The sequence below is a fragment of the Leptospira congkakensis genome (assembly GCF_004770265.1).
Taxonomy (GTDB): domain Bacteria; phylum Spirochaetota; class Leptospiria; order Leptospirales; family Leptospiraceae; genus Leptospira_A; species Leptospira_A congkakensis.
Genome location: NZ_RQGQ01000009.1, coordinates 289779 through 311812 on the forward strand (window position 1 = coordinate 289779; position 22034 = coordinate 311812).

Consider the following 22034-nt stretch of genomic DNA (forward strand, 5'->3'; position numbering starts at 1 on the left):
TGCCCTGGAAAAATTAGGGAAATTAGGCTTTTTTCGGGTGATTGTTCTCATCCACGAAGACTACCTTGGGTTTGTAATCTGCTGGAAGCTCTTTTTCTACCACTTGGCCGTAGGTAATAATGATGACTTTGTCCCCTTTCATACCGAGTCTTGCGGCAGCCCCGTTCAAACAAATGGTTCCCGAACCGCGTTCCCCGACGATGAGGTAGGTTTCAAACCGAGCTCCGTTATTTACGTTCACTACAGAAACTTGTTCATAGGGCTTCATTCCCGCCAAATCCATAAGGTCTTGGTCAACGGTGAGGCTACCTTCGTAGTGGAGTTCCGCCTCGGTGACGACGGCTCTGTGGATTTTGCCTTTGCAAACAGTGATGATCATTCTGACCTCTCAAATAAAACCCTAAACATTTTGCCCGATAGATTCAAAAGGCTTTTTTGTACGAGAACATGGATTTTCGTATTGATCCGATCCACAGAAAAGGGGATGGAATCAAATAGCGGGGTGACTACGTAGTTTTCGTAGAGATTGGGATAATGGCGATTTTCGTCCACAACCCGACCACGGAAGGCTTCGGTCACCTTCATCATGACCCGTTTGTCTTCCCTAGAAAGGACGAGGCCCTCCATCGGTTTTAAGAACCGAAGGGTAAAACCTTGGATTCCATTTCCTTCAATTTTGGGAATGGCATCAAGATGGCCTTTTTCTTTCAAAAATAAAAGTGCTTCGTTCAGTTTGACGGGGTAAGGGGAGTCTTCTAAGTGGATATAGTCTCCTCTTGTGATCATCTCCGCATGTTTTTGGAAATGAACACCATCCGAATAGTAGAGGAGTTTCGCCAAATCGAGGCGGGCTCTACCATTAGGTGATTTTTCGAGGATCCAAAGGATCGCATGACAAAGTTTCTCCATCGAAAAGGACTTCCTTCCTACCTGTTTCCTTCGATTGTTTCGTACATAAGATACGTGAATTTCCAGGAAAATTCCAGGAAAAATCGAAGGGAATCCATGCTCTTTTTAGAACACAGTCCATGTTTAACAGGGGGCATAGGTGCGAAAGCGGAAAATCTTTTGGTTTCGCCAGAACACCTTTCCCGTCTTGGAGTGGAGCTTGTCACTTTGCCACGAGGTGGGGATTTTACAGCCCATGAACCGGGTCAAATTGTAGGTTACTTGCATATTGATTTGAAAAAACGAAATCTAAGTCTTGGTGATTTTTTACGGGCTTTAAACAAAAGTTTGGTGGTATCCATTCAAAAAACTTGGGGTTTGTCTGTGGAAGAAAATCCAAAAGCTCCAGGCCTGTATACCGTGGAGGAACCCAAATTAAAACTTGTTTCGGAAGGGATTTATGCGAAGTCTTATTTCACTAGTTTTGGATTTGCTTTGAATGGTGTGAACAATCTATCTACCTTTTCTCTCATCAATCCTTGTGGTGCGAAGTCGGAAGATATGACATCCCTCCTGGCGTTGGGAAAAGATAAGGATTTCCCGAAGAAACGAAGGGAATTTGTAGAGGTTTTTGCCAAGACATTTATAGACTTACTTCCTTAAATCCTCCGTATTTTCCTATGTAAATCTTTGGTTTTGGTCGAAAGGTATAAGGGGGATCTATGAAATATTCACGTTTTTTTCTATCCTTTATACTTTTCTTTTTCCTCTGTGAAACTTTAGCACTGAGTGCTGTGGTTTGGACTTTTTATGAGTCATTACAAAATGCTCTCACCCAAGAGCAGTTTGTTTCTGACCATAGAGCTCGCGATCTAACACTAGCGCTTGCAAAAAGTTCGGAACAAAGACTACAGAACGAAGGTTATGTGGAACTTGAAAAAATGTTTCTCCGTTATGTAGAACAATCCAAAAATGATCCCGAAGAGTTTCGTATCCAAAAGATTAGTTTGTATTCTGTGGATGCCACTCTTCTTGTTTCCACTGATACCATTTATACTCCCGATGAATTAAAAAAAAGGACACCGGACGAAACGCTTCGACATTCCACTTTTTTTAAAAAAGGAATTCGGATGAAGAAATGGGAATGGTCGGAACCTGAAAACGGAGAAAATCCTATCCTTAATTCCAAAAGGGATCCTAAAGTTCGTTCTGGATTTGAATGGGTTCTTTCCTATTTACCACTCGCAAAGTCAAATACAGTAAGGCTTACTTCACCGTTATACAAACCAGGAACACTTGATGTATCGGGGCTTGTGATTTTGGTTTATGAAAGAGGAAACTTAGGATTACTTTTTGAAAACCAATGGAAACTAGTGGAGTGGATGGTTTTTAATTATATATTATTCGCATTTGTTGTGAGTTTGATTTTGACTGGTGCATTTGTCACTTATACAATGTTAGTTGCAAGGGATTCTTCTGTAACCCCAAAAGAATCTTCGAACCTTCCTTTATTTGAGAAAAAAACAGTCGAATCGAAAGAAAGTAATTTGGAACCAGTTCTCGATTTAACGGAAAATTCAAATCAAGTTCCTATTCGTAATCTTGAAGTGGGACTTAAGGAAGACGGAAGCGAAGCAGAAATCCTTTCGGAAGGCCCTCTGGTAACAACCGTTTCTCCTGATTCTCACCAAACACCGATTCGCGATGCGATCTTTTTAGGATAGATTATGGAAGCACAAGATAAAGTATTTTCAATCCAGTTGAAAGGTGGTTTGGACGGAACCAGCGCCGAAGATTTTTATCGTTACTTCGAGTCACAATTGAACAAAGGGTATCGTAAGTTTTTATTTCAGTTTGGTGCCTTAGATTTTATCACTTCGAATGGAATCAGCATCCTTGTGAAAATCCACAAACAGATCCGAAAGGTGGGTGCAGTTTACGCCATTTATGGAGTGAAACAAGAAATCGAAGATGTGTTAAGTCTTGTGGGGTTATTTGAAAAACTTCCTATCTTTCGAGGCCACTCCCAAGCGGAATCCTTTCTTTTGCAAATGGATCCAAAAGACTCTAGTCCCAAGGAATCCAAACCATCAGAAAAAGTAGACCCTTCTCCTTTATCTTCGACGGACCCCAATAGAATCCGTTTTTATTTCACAGGAAAATCTAAAGATAAAGATTCTGCCACTAGTTCCAAAGAACCAGTTTCCAGGTTGGAATCTTTACCAGAAGAAGAGGTTCCAAGTTCGAAACGAATTAGTTCCTCTCCTATGGAATCTGTTTTGGAAGAAAAACTGAATAGCCTTCGTTTGGAAATCAAAGAGACCTTAAACCATGAACTGGAAAGAAGATTTGCCGTTTATAAATCTTCGCCGGAAGCAGAGGATAAACGAGTGGTCATTCCCAGTTATATCCAATCCAAAACCAAACAATTGGAAGCTATGGAACGAATCATCCAATGTGAAGTTTGTGGAACAAGATTACGAATCCATAAATTTGGAAAACATGAATGCCCTGGTTGTTCTACGCAGTTCCAAATGAGCCCAAGTGGATCTATCCGTTTTCTTGAAAAATTGAATCCCCTCTAAATTCTGGTTTTATGACGAAACAATCTGGAGGGAGTGAATCAAGTACGAAACGGTCACTTGCCCTTTCTTTTTATACCTTCTTATCTCGTATTTTAGGTCTTGTTCGTGATCATTTTATGGCTGTTAGTTTTGGGACAGGGATGGTTGCCTCTGCCTTTAGTGTGGCTTACCGCCTTCCCAATATGTTTCGTAACCTTCTTGCTGAGGGGACACTCAGCCAATCCTTTATGCCTATTTTTTCTGAATATGAAAAGATGGGTGTTTTAGAAGCAAGGGTGATGGCAGGAACGGTTCTTAGTTTCCTTTTTCTTTGTTTGTCAGTTTTTGTAGCTCTCTTTTGGTTTTTTGCGGCAGGGTTTTTACCGACACTAGTGGGTGGATCTCCAGAATACGGAACTCTTGTCGTGGAACTTTCGTTAGTTTTGTTTTTTCTCATCATGACGGCAAGTTTGTCTTCGATTTTTATGTCGATTTCCAACTCTCATCATAATTATTTTGTTCCTTCTCTCTCTCCCATCATCCTTAACTTCAGTTATTTGATCGTTTTTATTTTTGTTTTTCCTTTTTACCATGAGATCCGAGACAAAGTTTTTCTGTTGGCTTATGGAATTGTTACGGGTGGGGTTTTACAACTTCTCGTTCAGGGTTGGTATGTTTACAAAAATGGATTTGGTCCCATCTTTCGTTTGAATTTCAAACATCCGGCCATTCGTAAAATTTTTAAACTGATGTTACCGGCGGCCCTTGGAGGAAGTTTTTATCAAATTGGATTACTCGTTGATATTTTCCTAGCAAACTATATCCAAAACCAAAACCCAGGGCTTGGAGCGGTTGTGAGTTTGGATTATGCACAAAGACTCGTCCAACTTCCAACGGGAATCATTGGAGTGGCTCTTGCTACAACCATCTTACCATCACTTTTGAAAGACCTAAGGGAAGGGAGGGAGGAAAATGTTCCAAGAGAAATTGCAGATGTTTTGTCCTTTGCCTTCTTTTTGACACTCCCAGCAAGCATCGGTTTGGCGGTTCTTGGGGAAACCGTTTTGGATTCGATTTATTTTGGAGGTCGTTGGGACCATTTGGCGACAATGACTGCTTTTTATCCTTTGGTATTTTATTCCTTTGCCATTCCATTTTATAGCATCAATAAAGTTTTGGTTTCTTCTTATTATGCTTTTTCGGATACAAAAACACCCTTACGAATTCAACTGGTTTCGTTTTTTTTGAGTATTGTGGTCAGTATCAGTCTTATGTTTTTTCTAAAACATTCTGCCATAGCACTGGCTTCGGCTCTCAGTGCTTCTGTCACTTCTTCGCTTTTATTATTCTACTTAAAATCGCACCAAGTGAAAATTCCTTTTCTAACCGTTTGGCTTCGTGTTTTTAAAATGATGCCAGCGTTAATTGGTCTTCTGATTTGGCTTCTTCTTTCAGAGTTAGTCGGTAAACCGGTGTTAGTGAATTACTTAACGAGCGAATGGGCGCTTGGATTTGCCAATGTGAGTCGGGTTTGTCTTGTGGTTTCGATCCTTCCTGCTGTCGTGATTTATTTTGTTACCGCAAGTTTGGTAAGGATTCCGGAATCAGAAATTATCCTCGGAAGATTCCTTAAGAAATTTCGAAAAAAATCGATTCAATCCTAATCGAATCGAGATGGATTTGGTTAGGATTTAGAAAGCACCTAGTTAATGTTGGGCGCTCTTTTGGTCTGATCTACTTTTGTTTTGATTGATTCGAAGTTAGTCCGTATTTTTTATGAGAAAGAATGATCGTAAGTATAATCAAAAAGCGATAAATTATACTTACGATTTTGTTTGTAACCTTAACGTGAAAGTTTGGAAACAACTCCTTCACAACGAACACAAAGATTGCCTTCTTTTTCTGAAACATGGCGCCAACATCTTGGACATTCGTGGTGGCGGGGTTTACGAATTTGGATGGAATCTTTTTCTCCCTTCCATTCCGAGAACACTTCGCTAATTTCATTGCGATCCAAGGATACTTCTGATACCACAAAGAATAGGCTAAGGTCGTCTTTAGAAAACTTTGTATCTTTCAAAGTTTCTCCGGAGATTAATACTTCAGCTTCGAGTGACTTCCCAAGTTTTCCTAATTTCCTTGCTTCTTCTAAGGCTTTTTGTACCAGTTCTTTGGTTTGAAAGACTGGTGCTAATTTAGATTCTAAATCGGAATCAAGTAAGGAAGATAAGTCTGAAAAATCAGAATAAAATACAGAGTCTTTTAATCCAAATTCAGCCCATACTTCTTCTGTTGTGAAAGAAAGGATGGGGGAGAGGAGTTTTGACAAGGTTTCTAAAATGACAGCTAACGCATATTCAGAAGATTTTCTGGTTTTAGAATCCTTGGCATCACAGTACATTCTGTCCCGAATGATTTCAAAGTAGTCTTGGGATAAGTCTACCGTACAGAAAACCAAAACTCGATGATATACTTGATGGAAGTGGTAGTTCTCATAAAGTTTTTTCACATCCTCATTCAGTTTCGCAAGTTTATGTAGATAGTATCTATCGATTTCTTCTAAATCTTCTTTTTTTAGATTCCACTGAAGGGTTTCTGCCTTTGTGTTTCCTAAAAGATAACGGAAAGTGTTTCTGATCTTACGGTAGGCTTCGGCTACTGTTTTGATAGAATCCTTTCCAATTTTGACATCGTCGCGGAAATCTTGGGTGGATACCCAAAGCCTAAGGATATCGGCTCCGTATTGGTTGATGATGTCCGTTGTAGGATTGATTACGTTTCCAAGAGATTTGGACATAGCATGCCCTTTTTCATCTAACACATAACCATGGGTGAGAACAGATTTATAAGGAGGTTTTTTTCTGATGGCCATGGACGGCCAAAGAGAAGATTGAAACCAACCTCTATGTTGGTCTGATCCTTCCAAATATAAATCCGCTGGTTCTTTGTCCAAAGAATCACCAAACACGGCAAAGCTGGAAACTCCAGAATCAAACCAAACATCCAAAATATCTTTGTCTTGTTTTAGGTCATCGGAGCCGCATTTGGAGCATTTGGTTCCTTCTGGCAAAAGGTCTTTTGCATCCCTTTCATACCAAACTTCGATTCCTTCTTTTTTGACAATTTGGATGAAATGTCCTATGGTTTTGTCATCAAGGTGAGTGAACCCACAAGACTTACAAGTGAACGATGGGATGGGAACTCCCCAGTTCCTTTGTCTCGACAAACACCAGTCAGGTCTAGATTCCACCATGGAACGGATGCGAGTGATCCCCCAATCCGGAATCCATTGGACTTTGTCGATAGCATTAAGTGAATCTTCGCGAAGATCCGCATGATCGATCGAAAAAAACCATTGTGGGGTTGCTCGAAAGATTAGAGGTTTTTTACTTCTCCAACTATGGGGATAGGAGTGAGTGAATTCAGAGTAGTGGACTAGGGCATTTTTTTCGCGGAGGAGTTCCACAATTTTTGGATTGGCATCCCAAATTTTAATCCCCTTCATCATTTCGAATTCGTCTGTATAACGGCCGTAATCATCTACTGGGGAAAGGGGAGGAAGGCCTGCTGCTGTTCCCACACGGTAGTCATCGGTTCCGTGACCTGGGGCCGTGTGAACACAACCCGTTCCCGCATCCAGTGTCACATGGTTTCCAAAAAGAGGAATGGATTCACGATCAATAAACGGGTGTAAGAAGGTCATCTTTCCAAGTTCTGCACTCGTTAAAGATTTGATCTTAGTGAGTGTGATCCCTGTTTTTTGTTCCACTGCTTCTTTGAGTCCATCGGCAAGGATGAGCCTTCCGTGTGTATCGGATTGGAAAAGAGAGTAGTCCAAATCTTCATTAAAACAAATGCCAAGGTTTGCAGGGAGTGTCCATGGTGTGGTTGTCCAGATCAGGCAATAAGTTTCCTTTTCTCCCTTAACAGCAAACTTTACATAGATGGAAGGAGAAACATGATTTTGGTATTCGATCTCCGCTTCCGCGTGAGCCGTTGCCAAATCGATACACCAATACACTGGTTTTTTTCCTTTGTAGATATATCCTTTAGCAAATAGAGATCCAAATACTTCTACGATCCTTGCTTCAAATTCTGGAGCCATCGTTAGGTATTTATGATCTTCTTCCCAGAAACATAAGAATCGGTTTAAGTCTTCGCCTTGTTTCCCTACAAATTCTGCTGCATACTCACGGCATTTTTTTCGGAGTTCACTCGGACTTGTGTTCCTTGCTTCTTTTCCAAGATTCTTTAACACCTGTACTTCGATCGGGAGACCATGACAGTCCCAACCAGGAATCATGTCGGTTTGGAAACCAGAAAGGGTTTTGGATTTAACAATGATATCTTTTAGAATTTTATTGAGAGAGTGGCCTACATGGAAATTTCCATTGGCGTAAGGGGGCCCATCGTGTAATACAAACGAAGGTTTGGATTTACGAATCTCCTTCATGGTTTGGAAGACTTTTTTCTCTTTCCAAATCTTAATTTGACCTGGTTCACGATTTGCCAGGTCGGCTTTCATGGGAAAGTTGGTCTGCGGTAGGAGAACCGTTTTAGAATAGGGATTTTCCGTTTCTGGTTTGGCCATATTAAGACCAATGTTTGGGGTCTAGGCCAAAGAGAAAACGGAAAAAATATCTTTAAGTTCTTAGAGTTTGACTCGAACTTTCGGGAGTTCGTCCCGAAGTCTCACCACATCCGATTTTTCCAGTAGGGTTTTTTGCAAAACTAGATGTTTTAGGTGGTTTAACTTTGCCAGGTTTTCGGGGAGGGTTTTGTATTCTCGCATGAGAGTGAGGTCTAAAATTTCTAAGTTGGGAAGGGCGGCAATCACTTCCACATCAGCTTCTGTTAGTTGCACTTTGGTTTCGTCTAGGGCCAAAGTTTTTAGATTTTTCAAACGCGAGATGACAGCGGGAATTTCCTTCAGTTCTGTCCTTCCGAGTAACAAAACTTCCAAGTTTTCTAAGTTCCCGATTTCTTCTGGCAAAGTTTGGATGGGGTTTCCAAAAAGATTTAAAATCTTTAATTGTCTGAGATTTCCAATTTCTTTAGGGAGAACTTGTAATGAATCGTATTGGAGAGTGAGTTCTTCTACCTTTGTTAAATTCCCAATGGATGCGGGTAAAACTCCAAATTCTTTGTTGGAAAGATTGAGGACACGGTCTTCTTTATGTTCTAAAATCCATTCTTCCGCATTCACTACTTTTTTATTACATTGTAAAACTAGGGAGGTGAGAAAAAGGACTGTCAGTGTTTTGTAAATAAAAGACTTCATAAAACCAATTTTATCATTTCAGATATTTATTATAGCCAAATTCTAATTCTCGAATGATAAACTGGATGTAATCCATTTGGTCACGATCTGATTTATAGATACTTGCTTCCTTTCTATAATACTCAGCGAGTTGCGTTCTAAATAAAATGGTGCGAAAGTCTGCTTTGGAAATGATGAGTTCCTTGGGTCTGTTTTTTAATTGGATGGCTTCTGGAATTTTCATCACTACAGAGATTTGTATGATGGCGTGTTCGATCTCTGCTACAATTTTGTTTACATCCTTTTTCCCATCGGCAGGTGGCAGTTGGACTTTGATATCCTCTACACAATCTTCTATATGATTTCGTAACCTTTTGAAATCATAAACCTTCTCTGCGATGCTATTGAATTTTTTGGGATAAATGAATCCTTCTGCTACCTTGGCGATCCCTAGGGTTCGATTTTCTTTAGGAGATGTGGATGTGGGTATTTGTTTATCTGGAACTTGTTTCTTTTTTCCATCATTCCGATAGAGATAACCAAGAGATAAACCTACAAGGAAACTCATAAAAAAACCACTGACTATGTATTCCAAAGAACCAATGAGTAGCGAAACCACCGTGGTTAAAGATGCTAATGCCAAAAAACTAAAAACTCCAATCGGAACATGAAATTTTTCTTGGAGAGCCGAAAAAGAAATTCGTGGTTCATCGAAACGGGTTTGGTTGTTATCCGTTTCTTCTTCTAATTCTTTTTCTGGAATTTCTTCTTTGTCTATATTTTCATCCGATCTGTTTTTTAGAATCACACGGATTTGGTCGAGTATCGGAAGTTCGTTTCGATAATTAGAATCGGTTTTTGCAAGGCTTAGGGTGTTGGCCTCTACCTTAGAAAGTTTTTTTTGGTCTAAGGCAAAGAGAATATGAAATGTTTCTTCTTTCATTTCTAAACAACCATAGGTTTCGGAAAGAGAGGATACAATTTTTGCGATTGTCTTTGTTACCTCTGATTCATTTTTGAGACCTAAAGATTTTATCTCCGACTTTAAATCTAATTTTGTAAGAGTGAGGGTATTTGTTGTATTGTCTTCAATTTTTGTTCCGAGACGTTTAATGAGAGAAGTAACCGCTTCTTCTGCATCCTCTTTTTTTTGTTCCCTCAGTCGTTTCGAAAGTTTATCCAAAATGATAAGGCTTTCTCTGATCGAGTGACCCACTCGTTTGCCTTCATCCGTTGTGATTTTATCAAAAGGAAATTCTTGAAGGAGGGTGGTGATTTCTGGAACTAAAGTAACTCCTGTTTTCAGAAGTTCTTCTGTTTTTCTGGGTAGTTTGGTTTCTAAATCTAAGAGTTTGTCTAAAAAACCGGAGTATTTGTTTTCGTTGGCATATTTTTTCAGATAAGGAAAGGAAAAATTTTTGAGTCCATCGAGTTGGACTGCGAGATGACGCGCATACTCAGGGTTATGTGATCCATTTGGCAGAATGAGATGGTATCCAGGAATGATTTCTACAAGTTTTGCTGTTTCTTTTCCTCTTGTGATTACATCGATTACAAAGTCCTTCATGGGAATATAACCAAAGGATTCCATGGTTTTACGAATCATCGATTCTAGTTCACTTTCATAACCAAGTTTGGTGGGGAAAAAATAAGTATTACCTTTTTGGTCAGAACGAACAAGGCCAACACCAGGGTTTTCTTCTTCCAAAACAAATTCTCTACCAGCTCTTGATTTCAAAAGTTGGTCAACCAAATCAATGCTGTATTTGAAACAAGCTCTGCGAAAAGGGACAATATCCGTTTTTTCTTTGCTTTGCGGAGCAATCATACTCACACGCATGGTCAGTTTTTGATCTACAGATAAAAGGAAGGGATAAAAATACACAACAGCTTCTTTGTTGTGTTCTGTTAGGCCAGCAAGTTCTTTGAAGGCTTCGGCGATAGCAGATTGTGATTTATGTGAGTCAGTTAATTGAACTTGTTTTGTCAGTAATTCAGGAATGGAATCTACTGTTAGTAATAAGGAGGGAGTGATCTCGGCACTGCCATGCATTTCCAATCTTCTATGGCGCACTCGCAGTTCTTCTAAAATTGCCTGAGAAGTCATCGAGTAACTCGCAATGTTTTTGGGCAATGGAATGAAAAACGAAGGCTCCGTAGTTTCACCTGTGAGTGGTGTTTCTGAATTTGTGGGTTCTGAGAATGATTCCAAAATATACCTTCTGCGAACAGTATCAAAACCTATTTTCCGTAAATCAAGAGAGAAAGTTTTGTCCCGCGAGTTTCCTTTCTTGAAAAGGTATGTTAATCATGGCAAATTTGAGAGGAAAAATATTTCCTTATTTATCCTTGGGGTCTGGCTTTCGGCGACATATCTTTCTTTTTTTTCGTCTACTTGTTATATGCAAAATAGATTGGCCGCGGTTCTACTGGAACGCCAAAAGAAAGTAGATACCTTTTTTCTCTGGGCAATTCTTGCTCACACACCCCTTGTTTTTTTTCTCTCCCTAGGTTATGGTGCAACGACAGTTGTTACTTTATCCGCCATTGTTCTTTCCCTAGTTTCCTTTGTTTTTTATAGATTAGGAAGGGGTAGTTTTTTCCTAAGAGCTTGGAATGGGGCAACCCTTATGATGTTCAGTGCCATTTTGATCCAAGCCCAATTTGGTCGAATCGAAATGCATTTTCATGTATTCAGTGCTCTTGCCATTTTATTTGTTTATGAAGATTGGAGAGTTCTTTTTGTTGCTGCTTTAACAATCGCCATACACCACTTAGTTGGAAATTATATCCAAGAATTTGGAACTGTGATTTTTGGAACCAAAGTTATGGTTTATAGTTATGGAACAGGTCTTGATATTGTTCTCACTCATGCTTTGTTTGTCGTTTTTGAAACAGGAATTCTGATTTATTTCTCATATCGTTCTGTTTTGGAACTTCGAAAACAAATCGAAACACAATCCAATTTAGAAACTGTGATTGCTGGTGTGACAGCTGCTATTGATAAAGTCTCCTCAGGAACCCAAACCTTTGTCGAAAACTCAGGACTTATCTCCGAGAAGGTCCTTGAATTTGAAACTTCCTTCAAAACCCAATCCTCTTCGATTGAAGCCATTTCTGCTGCTACGGAAGAAACAGCAGCTTCCAGCCAATTGATTTTGGAGGGATCCAATCGCCAAATTAAAGAAGTAAAAGCTGTTGAAGAATTAAATCATAACTTATTTGTTTTAAGCCAGGGGTTTGTGACTTCACTAGACGTGATGCGAACAAAAATCCAAGAGTCCGCGGACAGTGTCAAAAAAACAGAAAGTGAATTTACGGGGCTTTATCAATCTATGGAAGTGGCGGTGGATGATTCTGAAAAGATGGAAGAAATTTTAGAACTCATTTCGGACATTGCTGAAAAAGTCAACTTACTTTCGTTAAATGCATCCATTGAAGCAGCCCGTGCTGGTGATGCGGGAAGAGGGTTTGCTGTGGTTGCCTCTGAGATTTCTAAACTCGCAGACTCTACAGCAGAAGCTACAAAAAACATCTCTTCTATTTCGGGAAAAATCAAATCTGCCATCCAAGTCAGTTTCAAACAATCCAACCAAATCAACCAAACAGTTCAAAGTTTTGTGAAATCCATTCTGGCATCAGAAGTGGGAATGGGAGAACTCACGGCACAAATTACAGGAACTCTTTCTGCTTTTGAAAGACAAGAAAATGCACTGGCTACCTTGGATCAAATCGCTCAAGAAATGCAGATTTCGAGTAAGGAACAATCCACAAGTATGGATGATATTTCAAATTCGATCATTGATTTGAATGTCAAAACACAAACAAATTTAGGAACTAGTTCTAAAATGATTTCTCTTATTGAAAAAGGAAATGTGATCTTTCATGGCTTAAAGGAATCGGTAGAAACTTTGGCTGCTATGATTGGACATGACAAAAAATAAAACCTTCTTTCGTAACCTTGGACTTTTTCTTTTGGGGAGTTTTTTACTCCTAACTTTAAGTGTGGTGATTGTCCACTTTGCTGGGAAAAGTCGGTTTGTAAATTGTACGTTTTGTTCGGAAAAATTTGCGAAGGAACCAAAAGATACCTGGATTTGGATTTATCCAGGACTTGTGGGTTGTGGTAAAAAATGTCCTTTGGCTTTAGAGGCTCTTCGCCGATTTGGAGAAAGATTTCCAGAGGTAAAAACTTCGTTTTATTTTTTGGTTACCGATCCCCATGAATCCGAAGAAGATATAGAATCTTATCTGTTTTATTATAGAAAAAGTCTAAACATCCAAGCTCTTCGCCCAGAATCAGAAGAGGAGATAAGTTTTTATCGAAAGTTAGGTGCTTATTTACCTGTCCATCCTTCACTAAAAAAAAGAGATGAACATGGAACTCAGTTTTTTTTAATTCCTCCCAATCGCGATGTTTTGTATTTAATACCGAAATTGGGGGAGAAGGAATGGTTGGAAATTCAGAAAGAAATTGAGTCTAATACCAATTAATTAGTATTAGTGGATCATATGGTAAACTTCTTTCATTTCTTCACGAAGTAGTTTCATTTTGTTTGGAACATCTGGATGTGAAATATCTTCTGGATTCAAAAGATAATTTTCAGGCCCCAGTTCTTTGATCATCATCTTTGTTTGCCAAGTATTGTCCTGTGGCATATTGATGTCTGACAAAAATGTATAATTTCTTTTGAGTTCTGGTTTGATAAAATCCAAAATAGAATTAAAGTGATGGTCGTTATAAATTTTTCTACCATCCGCTAATCTAGTGTATCCACGAACTACATAATCAATATAAACCACATCACACTCAAAAGCTTCGAACAAAAAATTAATAGAGTCTAGAGGGATAATCTCGCCGCAAGTGGAAATATCGATGTCCACACGAAAGGAACAAATTCCGTCGGTATCGGCAGCATCGGGATAGGTGTGAACCGTGATATGTGATTTGTCTAGGTGCATGCTGACTTGTGCCGTAGGGATAGGATTTCCGCCACCTTTGACATCACTCATTAGAACCATAGCAGAAGCACCTACAGGATCGTAGTCTTGTGCAGAGACAGAAAGGATATTCGCATCAATTCGTTTGACAATCTCCTTCGAGATTTCTGTAATTTTGCTAGCATTGTATTTGTCGTGGATATAACTTACGTATCTACCTTTTTGTTCGTCATCGAGAGTGATGCAAAAATCGTAGAGGTTAAAACTCAAAACTTTTGTGAGATTATTAAAACCGGAAAGTTTGATTTTTTCTTTATCCATTGTCACCTGCTTGTATAAAGAACAGAAATTCGGCATTTCGATGAGAAGCAACTGAAATAACGAGAAAGTTTTAGAAAAGTCATGGAAAACAAAATGGAATGGTGGAAACAAACTTCAATTTACCAAATTTACCCTTGGTCCTTTCAGGATTCGAACGGGGATGGGATCGGCGATTTACAGGGCATTCTAACCCGTTTGGACCAAATCCAGGATTTAGGTGTGGAAACCATTTGGTTCTCTCCTTTCTACAAAAGTCCAGGAGAGGATTTTGGATACGATATTTCTGATTATACAGAGGTTGACCCTCGGTTTGGAACAATGAAAGATTGTGACAAACTCATTCAAGAAATTCATAAACGAAAGATGAAAGTAGTGCTGGATATGGTAATGAACCATACCTCGGACAAACACCCATGGTTTTTAGAATCCAAATCTTCTAAAGAAAGTTCGAAAAGGGATTTTTATATTTGGCGGAAGGGAACAAAGAAAAAACCAAATAATTGGATTTCTATGGTAGGTACTTCTGGATGGAACTACGACAATCTAACTGACGAATTTTATTATAGTAATTTTTTATCTTTCCAACCGGATTTGAACTATCGTAATCCCAAAGTCAAAAAAGCGATGTTTGGTGTTTTGGATTTTTGGTTAAAAAAAGGTGTGGATGGGTTTCGTCTTGATATCTTTAATTCGATTTATAAGGACGAGGGATTCAGAAACAATCCTTCTAGTTTTAGATTTTTCCCAACGCCAGATAACCATGATGAGGCGTTCTTTCAAAAAAAAACATACAACCTAAACTTACCCGAATCTTTTTTATTTGCGAAGGAAGTTCGTAAACATATTTCCAAATACAAACAGAAACCTTTCCTAATTGGGGAGGTGAGTGGATCTGATTCTGTTCTAAAATCCTTTTTAGGGGAAAAGGCAGATGGACTCAGTTTGGTTTTTCAGTTTGAGTTGATTCATTTTCAATACCAAGCTCAGTTTTTTAAAGACCTATTGGAAAAAAATGAAAAAGATTTTCCGGCACCATTTACTCCCACGTATGTTTTAGGAAACCATGACCAAAGGCGCTACATTGATCGGTTAGGTGGTGATGTTCGGAAAGCTAAAGTCCTTTCTGCCTTTCAATTTTTAGCTAGGGGAATTCCCATTGTATATTACGGAGAAGAAATTGCGAGGAAAGAAGGTAGGATTTCCAATTTTTTTGGAAAAGATCCTATTGCAAAAATGAATCGTTTTGTTCCTCTATTTTTATCCAATTTACTCGGGATTTATATCAATCGAGACAATTGCCGTCTGCCTATGTTATGGGATGATAGTCCCCAAGCAGGATTCACAAAAGGAAAATCTTGGTTGCCTATTGGTAAATTCAAAACTTCAGATACTGTCAGTGAACAAAGGAAAGAGAAAGACTCTCTTTGGAATCATTACCGCTCTTTATTCCATCTCCGGAAAGGATCGAAGGTCATTGGAGAAGGAAGTTTGTTTACAAAATCCACAAGTGATTCTGAGGTTTTGTGTTTTGAAAGGGTTCTCGGAGAAAAGGTGGTTACTATTTATTTAAACTTCGGCGAGAAGGATAGGAAAGAATCCTTAGCAAAAGGTTGTAAGTTGTTGTATCAGTTTGGTGGAGCCTTGGTCCAAGCGGGAACCCTGCTGCTTCCTGCCCATTCGGGAGCGGTTTTTGAGTCTCGTTTAAAGAAGTAAATGCCCACTTAGGTTTAAAATTTTTAAGATTTTGAAAACTTGAGGATTTACATTGATCAGAAACAAACTGACTCCCTGTTTTCTATAGATCATTTTTTTATATAGAAGAAGTCCGAGTACGGACGAAGACACTTCTTCTACATTAGAAAAATCCAAGTAGAGGGAGGTGACTCCCTTTTGGAAGATGTTTGTCATGTCCTCTTCTAGGCTTGCCGCAGAGTAAAGATCCAATTGACTTTCTTCTATGCGATAACAATTTTCCTCTACCGTTTTTGTGACCATGTTGTCCCTCACAAATAGATAAACGGTAAAAGGAAAAAATACCTTAGGGTATAGAAGATAAAAAAAGAATCGAAATTTTTTTATAATTCGAATCTTTTCTTGGGAAACCCTAAAGTTTCATTATGGGTGGATGTGTGAATTTCTTCTTTTGGATCGAAATTGGAAAGAGTGTGATGACCTCCACTGGTTCCATTTGATCGAAATCAAATCCCATATAAAATAAAAGATCACACCAGAATCTAGTTTTGATTGTCCCCAAGCACGTAAACCAAAGGTATAACCCACCTCTGCAATTTTTTCCGTACGAACTGAACCCAAAATTTCAAAAAGAATTTTATAACCTCTGGGATGGAGTTTTCCTTTTGTTTCCAAATAAATGGATTTTCTAATTCCAAAAAAACCACTCATGGGATCCGAAATAGGGACGGGAAATATCCATTCAGAAATTTTTGTCGCAAATTGACTTGCTAACTTCCGAAAGATGGGAAAGTTTCCATAACCTCCATCGGAACTTCGACGAGTAGCCACAACAATATCGTTTTCACCGAGTAGACGAATGACATCTGGAATTTTAGTATAGTCATGTTGAAAATCTGCATCAACGACAACTAAATTATCACCTTCTGCTTTCCCATACCCATAAGTAACTGCCGAACTAAGTCCTCTTTCTGTTGTACGAACAAAGGGTTTGATCCTTTTGTCATATTCGGCAAGGACTTTCGCAACTTCAAAAGTTCCATCAGGGGAATTGTCATCCACGATCACAATCTCAAAGTCGATGGATTCTTTTTCTAAAATTTTCGAAATGGTTTCAGCACAGTTTTTGATATTGCCGGCTTCGTTATATGTTGGTAGTATAATACTTGTTTTATTTTGCATGACTGGTCATTTAACTTCTTTTGTTTTTAAAAAAGCCCCTTTGTTTGATTTTTGATACATAACTCGCCACTGGTGCAGGAATCGGCAATGGCCTTGGAACATTCGGAAAACAATTGGTATTGTTTGGTGCAAAGAATTTCACAAGCAAACTGATACATTTTTGGATCCTGTAATTTTTTTTGGTCTTCGTTTAAACAGAGACTTGCTTTTTCACAAAGAAGTTTACATTCCTGTGACTCACCAGTTTTTGCTTTGATTCCAAATTTAGGTGCATTGTCTTTAGAGAAGTCCCAAAGAGTTACGATGACTAAAAGGAAAATAAGAATTCCATATTTTTTCATAGTTTTTCCCCCTTACTCCAAACACTAACCTCTGATTGGAAAAAACGTTTGTTCATTCCTCTTACGGCACGAATGACCTGGTCTGAGTTTAAATTTAGATGTTGTTTCCATTGAAACCAAAATGTTTCTTTTTTCCAATTCTCTGTAAATGTGGTGTCTTCATGGAAATTGATTAAGATTTCCGCATTGCCACAGGTTTCTTTATAGGTTAATGGTAATGCAAAATTCACTTTGGAGTTTTTGAATTTGTTTTGTACATCCATGGCCGTCCAAGGATTTTCCGCTATAACACAAATTTCTTTTCCATCAGCGTTTATGTTCTGTTTGGTGATATCTGGATCTGACATAGGCCTTAGAAGGAACATCATCGTGATTGGTACGAGGAGTAGTTGTGGGATAAAAATTCCGTAAAATTGAAATTTGTTGTCTTTCGTAGCAAAGATAACACTTAATGTTATGATGATTCCGAAAAGTGAAATTGCAAATAATACAGGTAATCTTAAGACCACTGCAATGACAGCGAAAAGAAAATATATGATTGGTATTGAATATTTATTGAAATGGGAAAGTATAAGTGTTTCCCAACTTTCTTTTTTCAATGCAGGAATCAAAAAAAGGAAAACAACAAATGGAGTCACATAGTACGGGTCTTTACGGTTTGGCAATAAATGAAATACCGTAACCAGTACCAGGAATACTACAATCACCATAACAAAAGATTGATTTTTTTTGTTTGAGGTTTTTTTTACGCTGAGGTAAAAACTATGTAATAGAGGGATTGTGAATGGAATTGTATATAGAAGCCATCCTCCCCAAATTCTAAGTCCCGATTGGTTGGCGGCATAAAATTTTCCCATGTTTTCAGTGATAAAAAAGAATCTGAGAAGTTCTTTTCCTGAACTGGTAAATAGATATAAATACGAAATCCAAAGAATCGGTATGATGAGAGAAAGGCTAAACAATAGGAGTATTGGTTTTTCTTCATTCAGTGGGTAAAAAGAAATTTGAAATTTTCCTTTTCTCACTCGAACCATTCTGATGTATAGATAACTTAGTAAAAATAATACTATGTAGATATGAAGGATTGGTCCTTTGAGTAAGTATCCAAATCCTACAAAGAAACTTCCCCAAACGATATAACTTAAGTTTTTGGTTTTTTTGGTTTGGTAGAATAGGAAAACATAAAGCAATGTAAAAAATACCATTGCTCCTTCCATCATAAGTATTCCAAAAAATTTTAGAGAGAGAAAAGAAAAAGCAAAGGTAAATGTTGCTATTTTTGTTTCTTTTGAAGATTTACTAATGGAGAAATAGAGTTTGTAAAAAAGAACCAAAGTCCCAATCCCAAAGAAAAAAGAAACAAGTCGTTCTGATAAATAACTCACACCGAAGATTCGATCGAAGAACATCCCCAACCAAAATAGAAGTGGAGGTTTATAAGGGTTCGGGAGGCCGGATAGGACTGGTAGAGTATAACTTCCCAGATCCAAACTTTCTCGAATGGAACGAATGTGCATGATTTCGTCTCCCTGTGGGAAGATGAGATCGGGAACACCGATACTTGCGGCGAAAATTACAGAAAGAATCAAAAATAGAATAAAAAACATTTCGCCCCTTTTCTCCATAAACGAAGATACTGACTGGTCAGTCAATGTATTTAAATTTTAAATAACGAATGGAATTTTTTAAAAAACTAGGTTTTTATTAGGTTTTGAGGTGTTTTCGTATTGTGAATGATTCTCAAATGATTTCAGTCCAGTGGGATCGAGATAGACTCTGAATTTGGATTGGGTGTTCGTTTCTGAACAGTGTTATTGGGTGGCGGGTAGGGTCTTTGGGGAGTGGTATTTTCGCTACCCTGTAGATTTTTATGGATTCTAAATTTTAAATTTACGGTTATAGCTGGGATCATTTGGAGGTAACTTTTATAATTTAGAATATGAAAAAATTAAAGAGTATAAAAATACTTAAAAACGGTAACATGGAGGAAATTAAGTAATCGCCAAACGGAAGTGATGTTGTATTCTTAGGAATGTAAAGGTTTGTTTGTGACCATCATTCGAAAATTTCTGCTATTTTTCCCTTGTTTATTAATTTTCAACCAATGTATTCTGGTCCTTGATGTAGAAAAGGAAAAGAATCGCGAAGAAGAACTTTTGGGTTTAGTTTTTCTCTATGATTATTTTTCTCCATTCGGTGTACAACAACAGCGATCAGCAAAATATTCAGAAAGAGAAGTGTTGTTAGTTGGAGGAAACAGCCAAAAAACATATGCCACCGCAAACGTTTATAAGCTTACTGAGGATCAGGTGAGTTATATAGGTTCGATGCATCACCTAGAGTACAACATGAAGTTGTCACTTTGCAAAATAGTAAAGTATTAATTATGGGAGGTTATGATGGACGATTCATTCTTTCTGATTCAGAAATATATGATCCGTTAACAAATTCATTTATAATCATATCACCAATGAATATTCCTCGAACGTATCACACTTCTACATTATTAAATGATGGTCGAGTACTCATTACAGGTGGATTTGGAAAACAATCAGAAAAATTAAAATCAGCAGAAATTTTTCATCCAGAAACAAATACTTTTGAATTAATTGGAAATTTAATTATTGCCTGTGGTGGTGCGAATCAATTTGGTCAAATTAGGAGTTGCGAAGTAAATTCTGATGGCGGTTTTCGTTTACTAAATGGTCAGTTGTGAAAAGATGTGACCATCCGAAATTGATAGGATACTAAACCAGTCTTAAATTAAACATTTGTTCATCCGGTAATTATTCTATGATGTTAAAAGATAATTTTTTAATCACATTGATTTTATTTGGTTTTATGAATTGTTATCTTAATAAAACGGTAGAGAAGACTCCACAAAAAAGAGGAGAAGCTTTTTTAAATTGTTATTTACTTAACAAAACGGACTTCCCCGGTAAAACAGAAGATACGATTGTTAGAGAATATTTTGTCTGTTATGTTCAGATCTGTAACTTTCCTAGATTATAGTTTAGTCAAATATTCACAAACAGGAAACTCTGTTTAATTCATTGTTCGATTTTTCATTGGACTGGATGGATTTTGTGATTTTTCTTTTTTATAAAAATCTCGCTTTCACTTAACTCTTGGCGTAATGGTTCGAGATGGATTAGTTTCATTCAGAGGACTTTTGTTTTTTGATGAAACTTTTTAAAATTCTACTCTCTACCTTTTTTGTTCTTTTTATCATTCTTGGTATTCTTTATTACAATCGTTTGCTACTACTCCGTTATTCTCTTGGTTGGATCACAGACATTCGTCATCCGAGAGAGCCGAACCATCCTGTGCCATGGCTAGTGGGACCAGAGAATCCAAAAGAAACACTAAAAACTCGCCCACCAAATGTCGTCGTAATTATGGCAGATGATTTAGGTTTTAATGATGTTACAACTTATGGTGGTGGTTATGCGGACCTTGGTGTTCCCACGCCTAATATTGATTCCATAGCGAAAGACGGAGTGCGATTTGATTCTGGATATTCGGGGAGTGCAGTTTGTACGGTTTCTCGTGCGGCTCTAATGACAGGTCGGTATCCCTCTCGTTTTGGAGTCGAGTTTACTCCGACACCAGGTGCTCTCGCAAGAGTGGGTGCAGATTTGTATGCGGATCCAGGCCGTTTGTATCCCGTTGTGATTGATAAAGAAAAGGCTGAAAAGTCCAAAAGTTTTAATGAGTTAGGGATGCCTGGTTCGGAAATTACCATTGCCGAAGTTTTGAAAGAACGAGGGTATCATTCAGTTCATATTGGAAAATGGCATTTGGGAAGTACGGAAGAAATGAGACCCAACAAACAGGGATTTGACGAATCATTGTTTATGGAGAGTGGTTTGTATCTTCCTGTTGATGATCCCAATGTCTACAATTCTAAACAAGACTTCGATCCTATTGATCAGTTTTTATGGCCCAATATGCGTTTTGGTGTGAGTTATAACGGTGGTAATTGGTTTGAACCCAGTCGGTATTTGACAGATTATTTTGCGGATGAAGCCGTTAAGGTAATCAAAACAAACAAACATAGACCGTTCTTTTTATTTTTAGCACACTGGGCCGTACACACTCCCTTACAAGCAAGTAAGGAAGATTATGATGCTCTTTCGCATATCAAAGATCATCGGAAACGAGTGTATTTGAGTATGATTCGTTCCCTTGATCGCAGTGTTGGAAAAATTTTGCATTCACTCAGAGAAGAAGGTTTGGATGAAAACACGATTGTGATTTTTACAAGTGATAATGGAGCACCTAATTATATTGGACTACCCGATGTGAACTCACCATACCGTGGTTGGAAACTGACTCTCTTTCAAGGTGGGATTCGCGTTCCTTATGTGGCAAAGTGGCCAGGCCATATCAAACCAGGTACAAAATACCAGAATGCAATTACGAATATTGATATTTTGCCTACTGTAGCAGATGCTGCTGGCGTGAAACTACCGTTAGATAGAGAGATTGATGGTGTGAATCTTCTTCCTTATTTAAAAGGCCAGGCAATCCAAAAACCAAGACCACTATTTTGGAGTGATGGCTATTACCAAACAGTGCAATCAGAAGGTTGGAAATTGATTCGAACAGAACGTCCGAAAAAGAAATGGTTATTCCATTTGGACACGGATCCATTAGAAAAGAAAAATGTTATTTCTCTATTTCCAGATAGGTTAGCGAAGTTAGATAGTTTATTAGATCATTATAACAAACAAATGCCGAAACCACTTTGGCCTTCGTTCATTGAATTTCCTGTTTCGATTGATAAAACTTTAGATCAAAAACAGGAAGCCGATGATGAATATACGTATTGGGTGAATTGAA

At 38.2% G+C, this 22034-nt stretch carries 20 protein-coding genes; 10 read left to right on the forward strand and 10 right to left on the reverse strand.

Annotation, left to right across the window (positions count from 1 at the left end):
• Positions 1 to 22: 22 nt before the first annotated feature.
• Both panD and EHQ70_RS07060 read right to left on the reverse strand, forming a co-directional pair.
• Entirely contained in the window at positions 23 to 379 is a 357-nt protein-coding gene (gene panD / locus EHQ70_RS07055; protein ID WP_135584862.1) for an aspartate 1-decarboxylase, read from the reverse strand.
• Positions 376 to 909: a type II toxin-antitoxin system antitoxin SocA domain-containing protein gene (locus EHQ70_RS07060; RefSeq protein ID WP_135584864.1), complete on the reverse strand. Its 534-nt coding sequence runs from the start codon at positions 907 to 909 to the stop codon at positions 376 to 378. Before EHQ70_RS07060 ends, panD begins: the two co-directional genes overlap by 4 nt.
• Here EHQ70_RS07060 and lipB point away from each other — a divergent pair.
• Genes lipB through murJ form a run of 4 tightly spaced genes read left to right on the forward strand, consistent with a single transcriptional unit; the run spans position 892 to position 5116 of the window.
• A complete protein-coding gene (gene lipB, locus EHQ70_RS07065; RefSeq protein WP_135584866.1) occupies positions 892 to 1551 on the forward strand; it encodes a lipoyl(octanoyl) transferase LipB in 660 nt (219 codons plus the stop codon). The two genes, EHQ70_RS07060 and lipB, sit on opposite strands and share 18 nt — an antisense overlap.
• Positions 1552 to 1610: 59 nt before the next feature.
• Positions 1611 to 2612: an LIC_12071 family protein gene (locus EHQ70_RS07070; protein ID WP_135584868.1), complete on the forward strand. Its 1002-nt coding sequence runs from the start codon at positions 1611 to 1613 to the stop codon at positions 2610 to 2612.
• Between the two features lie 3 nt (positions 2613 to 2615).
• Complete coding sequence (locus EHQ70_RS07075) at positions 2616 to 3473, forward strand: STAS domain-containing protein (RefSeq protein WP_135584870.1); 858 nt, start codon at positions 2616 to 2618, stop codon at positions 3471 to 3473.
• 11 nt (positions 3474 to 3484) lie between these two features.
• Positions 3485 to 5116 (forward strand): murein biosynthesis integral membrane protein MurJ, encoded by a 1632-nt coding sequence (gene murJ / locus EHQ70_RS07080; RefSeq protein ID WP_135584872.1) that lies wholly within the window; start codon positions 3485 to 3487, stop codon positions 5114 to 5116.
• 179 nt (positions 5117 to 5295) lie between these two features.
• On the opposite strand, the gene ileS is transcribed toward murJ, so the two are convergent.
• From ileS to EHQ70_RS07095, 3 genes are read right to left on the reverse strand one after another with little or no spacing between them, the layout of a single operon-like run.
• Positions 5296 to 8043 (reverse strand): isoleucine--tRNA ligase, encoded by a 2748-nt coding sequence (gene ileS / locus EHQ70_RS07085; protein ID WP_135584874.1) that lies wholly within the window; start codon positions 8041 to 8043, stop codon positions 5296 to 5298.
• 60 nt (positions 8044 to 8103) lie between these two features.
• Positions 8104 to 8733 carry a leucine-rich repeat domain-containing protein gene (locus EHQ70_RS07090; RefSeq protein WP_135584877.1) on the reverse strand — a complete coding sequence of 210 codons (630 nt, stop codon included), beginning with the start codon at positions 8731 to 8733 and terminating at the stop codon, positions 8104 to 8106.
• 13 nt (positions 8734 to 8746) lie between these two features.
• Positions 8747 to 10924, reverse strand: coding sequence for a hypothetical protein (locus tag EHQ70_RS07095; protein WP_135584879.1), 2178 nt, complete (start codon positions 10922 to 10924; stop codon positions 8747 to 8749).
• 202 nt (positions 10925 to 11126) lie between these two features.
• Between EHQ70_RS07095 and EHQ70_RS07100 the strand changes: the two genes are divergently transcribed.
• Entirely contained in the window at positions 11127 to 12656 is a 1530-nt protein-coding gene (locus EHQ70_RS07100; RefSeq protein WP_135584975.1) for a methyl-accepting chemotaxis protein, read from the forward strand.
• A complete protein-coding gene (locus tag EHQ70_RS07105) occupies positions 12643 to 13206 on the forward strand; it encodes a hypothetical protein (protein ID WP_135584881.1) in 564 nt (187 codons plus the stop codon). Before EHQ70_RS07100 ends, EHQ70_RS07105 begins: the two co-directional genes overlap by 14 nt.
• Positions 13207 to 13212: 6 nt before the next feature.
• On the opposite strand, the gene speD is transcribed toward EHQ70_RS07105, so the two are convergent.
• Complete coding sequence (gene speD / locus EHQ70_RS07110; RefSeq protein ID WP_135584883.1) at positions 13213 to 13974, reverse strand: adenosylmethionine decarboxylase; 762 nt, start codon at positions 13972 to 13974, stop codon at positions 13213 to 13215.
• A 93-nt stretch (positions 13975 to 14067) separates the two neighbouring features.
• On the opposite strand from speD, the gene EHQ70_RS07115 reads away from it, so the two are divergent.
• Positions 14068 to 15687, forward strand: a complete 1620-nt coding sequence (locus EHQ70_RS07115) for an alpha-amylase family glycosyl hydrolase (RefSeq protein WP_135584885.1) — start codon at positions 14068 to 14070, stop codon at positions 15685 to 15687.
• On the opposite strand, the gene EHQ70_RS07120 is transcribed toward EHQ70_RS07115, so the two are convergent.
• The 4 genes from EHQ70_RS07120 to EHQ70_RS07135 form a co-directional block, all read right to left on the reverse strand.
• Complete coding sequence (locus tag EHQ70_RS07120; RefSeq protein ID WP_135584888.1) at positions 15676 to 15969, reverse strand: STAS domain-containing protein; 294 nt, start codon at positions 15967 to 15969, stop codon at positions 15676 to 15678. The genes EHQ70_RS07115 and EHQ70_RS07120 overlap by 12 nt on opposite strands.
• A gap of 120 nt (positions 15970 to 16089) precedes the next feature.
• Entirely contained in the window at positions 16090 to 16848 is a 759-nt protein-coding gene (locus EHQ70_RS07125; protein ID WP_135584890.1) for a polyprenol monophosphomannose synthase, read from the reverse strand.
• A 26-nt stretch (positions 16849 to 16874) separates the two neighbouring features.
• Positions 16875 to 17189, reverse strand: a complete 315-nt coding sequence (locus EHQ70_RS07130; protein WP_135584892.1) for a hypothetical protein — start codon at positions 17187 to 17189, stop codon at positions 16875 to 16877.
• Positions 17186 to 18796 (reverse strand): ArnT family glycosyltransferase, encoded by a 1611-nt coding sequence (locus EHQ70_RS07135; protein WP_135584893.1) that lies wholly within the window; start codon positions 18794 to 18796, stop codon positions 17186 to 17188. Before EHQ70_RS07135 ends, EHQ70_RS07130 begins: the two co-directional genes overlap by 4 nt.
• A gap of 435 nt (positions 18797 to 19231) precedes the next feature.
• On the opposite strand from EHQ70_RS07135, the gene EHQ70_RS18670 reads away from it, so the two are divergent.
• The 3 genes from EHQ70_RS18670 (at position 19232) to EHQ70_RS07145 (ending at position 22033) form a co-directional block, all read left to right on the forward strand.
• Positions 19232 to 19573, forward strand: a complete 342-nt coding sequence (locus EHQ70_RS18670; RefSeq protein WP_244288244.1) for a hypothetical protein — start codon at positions 19232 to 19234, stop codon at positions 19571 to 19573.
• Complete coding sequence (locus EHQ70_RS18675; RefSeq protein WP_244288245.1) at positions 19552 to 19905, forward strand: Kelch repeat-containing protein; 354 nt, start codon at positions 19552 to 19554, stop codon at positions 19903 to 19905. Before EHQ70_RS18670 ends, EHQ70_RS18675 begins: the two co-directional genes overlap by 22 nt.
• A gap of 466 nt (positions 19906 to 20371) precedes the next feature.
• A complete protein-coding gene (locus EHQ70_RS07145) occupies positions 20372 to 22033 on the forward strand; it encodes a sulfatase-like hydrolase/transferase (RefSeq protein WP_135584895.1) in 1662 nt (553 codons plus the stop codon).
• Position 22034 lies beyond the last annotated feature (1 nt).

Bases quoted from the DNA above. Each gene is read 5' to 3' on its own strand.
- panD (WP_135584862.1), bottom strand. From the start codon at position 379: ATGATCATCACTGTTTGCAAAGGCAAAATCCACAGAGCCGTCGTCACC.
- lipB (WP_135584866.1), top strand. From the start codon at position 892: ATGACAAAGTTTCTCCATCGAAAAGGACTTCCTTCCTACCTGTTTCCT.
- EHQ70_RS07060 (WP_135584864.1), bottom strand. From the start codon at position 909: ATGGAGAAACTTTGTCATGCGATCCTTTGGATCCTCGAAAAATCACCT.
- EHQ70_RS07070 (WP_135584868.1), top strand. From the start codon at position 1,611: ATGAAATATTCACGTTTTTTTCTATCCTTTATACTTTTCTTTTTCCTC.
- EHQ70_RS07075 (WP_135584870.1), top strand. From the start codon at position 2,616: ATGGAAGCACAAGATAAAGTATTTTCAATCCAGTTGAAAGGTGGTTTG.
- murJ (WP_135584872.1), top strand. From the start codon at position 3,485: ATGACGAAACAATCTGGAGGGAGTGAATCAAGTACGAAACGGTCACTT.
- ileS (WP_135584874.1), bottom strand. From the start codon at position 8,043: ATGGCCAAACCAGAAACGGAAAATCCCTATTCTAAAACGGTTCTCCTA.
- EHQ70_RS07090 (WP_135584877.1), bottom strand. From the start codon at position 8,733: ATGAAGTCTTTTATTTACAAAACACTGACAGTCCTTTTTCTCACCTCC.
- EHQ70_RS07105 (WP_135584881.1), top strand. From the start codon at position 12,643: ATGACAAAAAATAAAACCTTCTTTCGTAACCTTGGACTTTTTCTTTTG.
- speD (WP_135584883.1), bottom strand. From the start codon at position 13,974: ATGGATAAAGAAAAAATCAAACTTTCCGGTTTTAATAATCTCACAAAA.
- EHQ70_RS07115 (WP_135584885.1), top strand. From the start codon at position 14,068: ATGGAATGGTGGAAACAAACTTCAATTTACCAAATTTACCCTTGGTCC.
- EHQ70_RS07120 (WP_135584888.1), bottom strand. From the start codon at position 15,969: ATGGTCACAAAAACGGTAGAGGAAAATTGTTATCGCATAGAAGAAAGT.
- EHQ70_RS07125 (WP_135584890.1), bottom strand. From the start codon at position 16,848: ATGCAAAATAAAACAAGTATTATACTACCAACATATAACGAAGCCGGC.
- EHQ70_RS07130 (WP_135584892.1), bottom strand. From the start codon at position 17,189: ATGAAAAAATATGGAATTCTTATTTTCCTTTTAGTCATCGTAACTCTT.
- EHQ70_RS07135 (WP_135584893.1), bottom strand. From the start codon at position 18,796: ATGTTTTTTATTCTATTTTTGATTCTTTCTGTAATTTTCGCCGCAAGT.
- EHQ70_RS07145 (WP_135584895.1), top strand. From the start codon at position 20,372: ATGAAACTTTTTAAAATTCTACTCTCTACCTTTTTTGTTCTTTTTATC.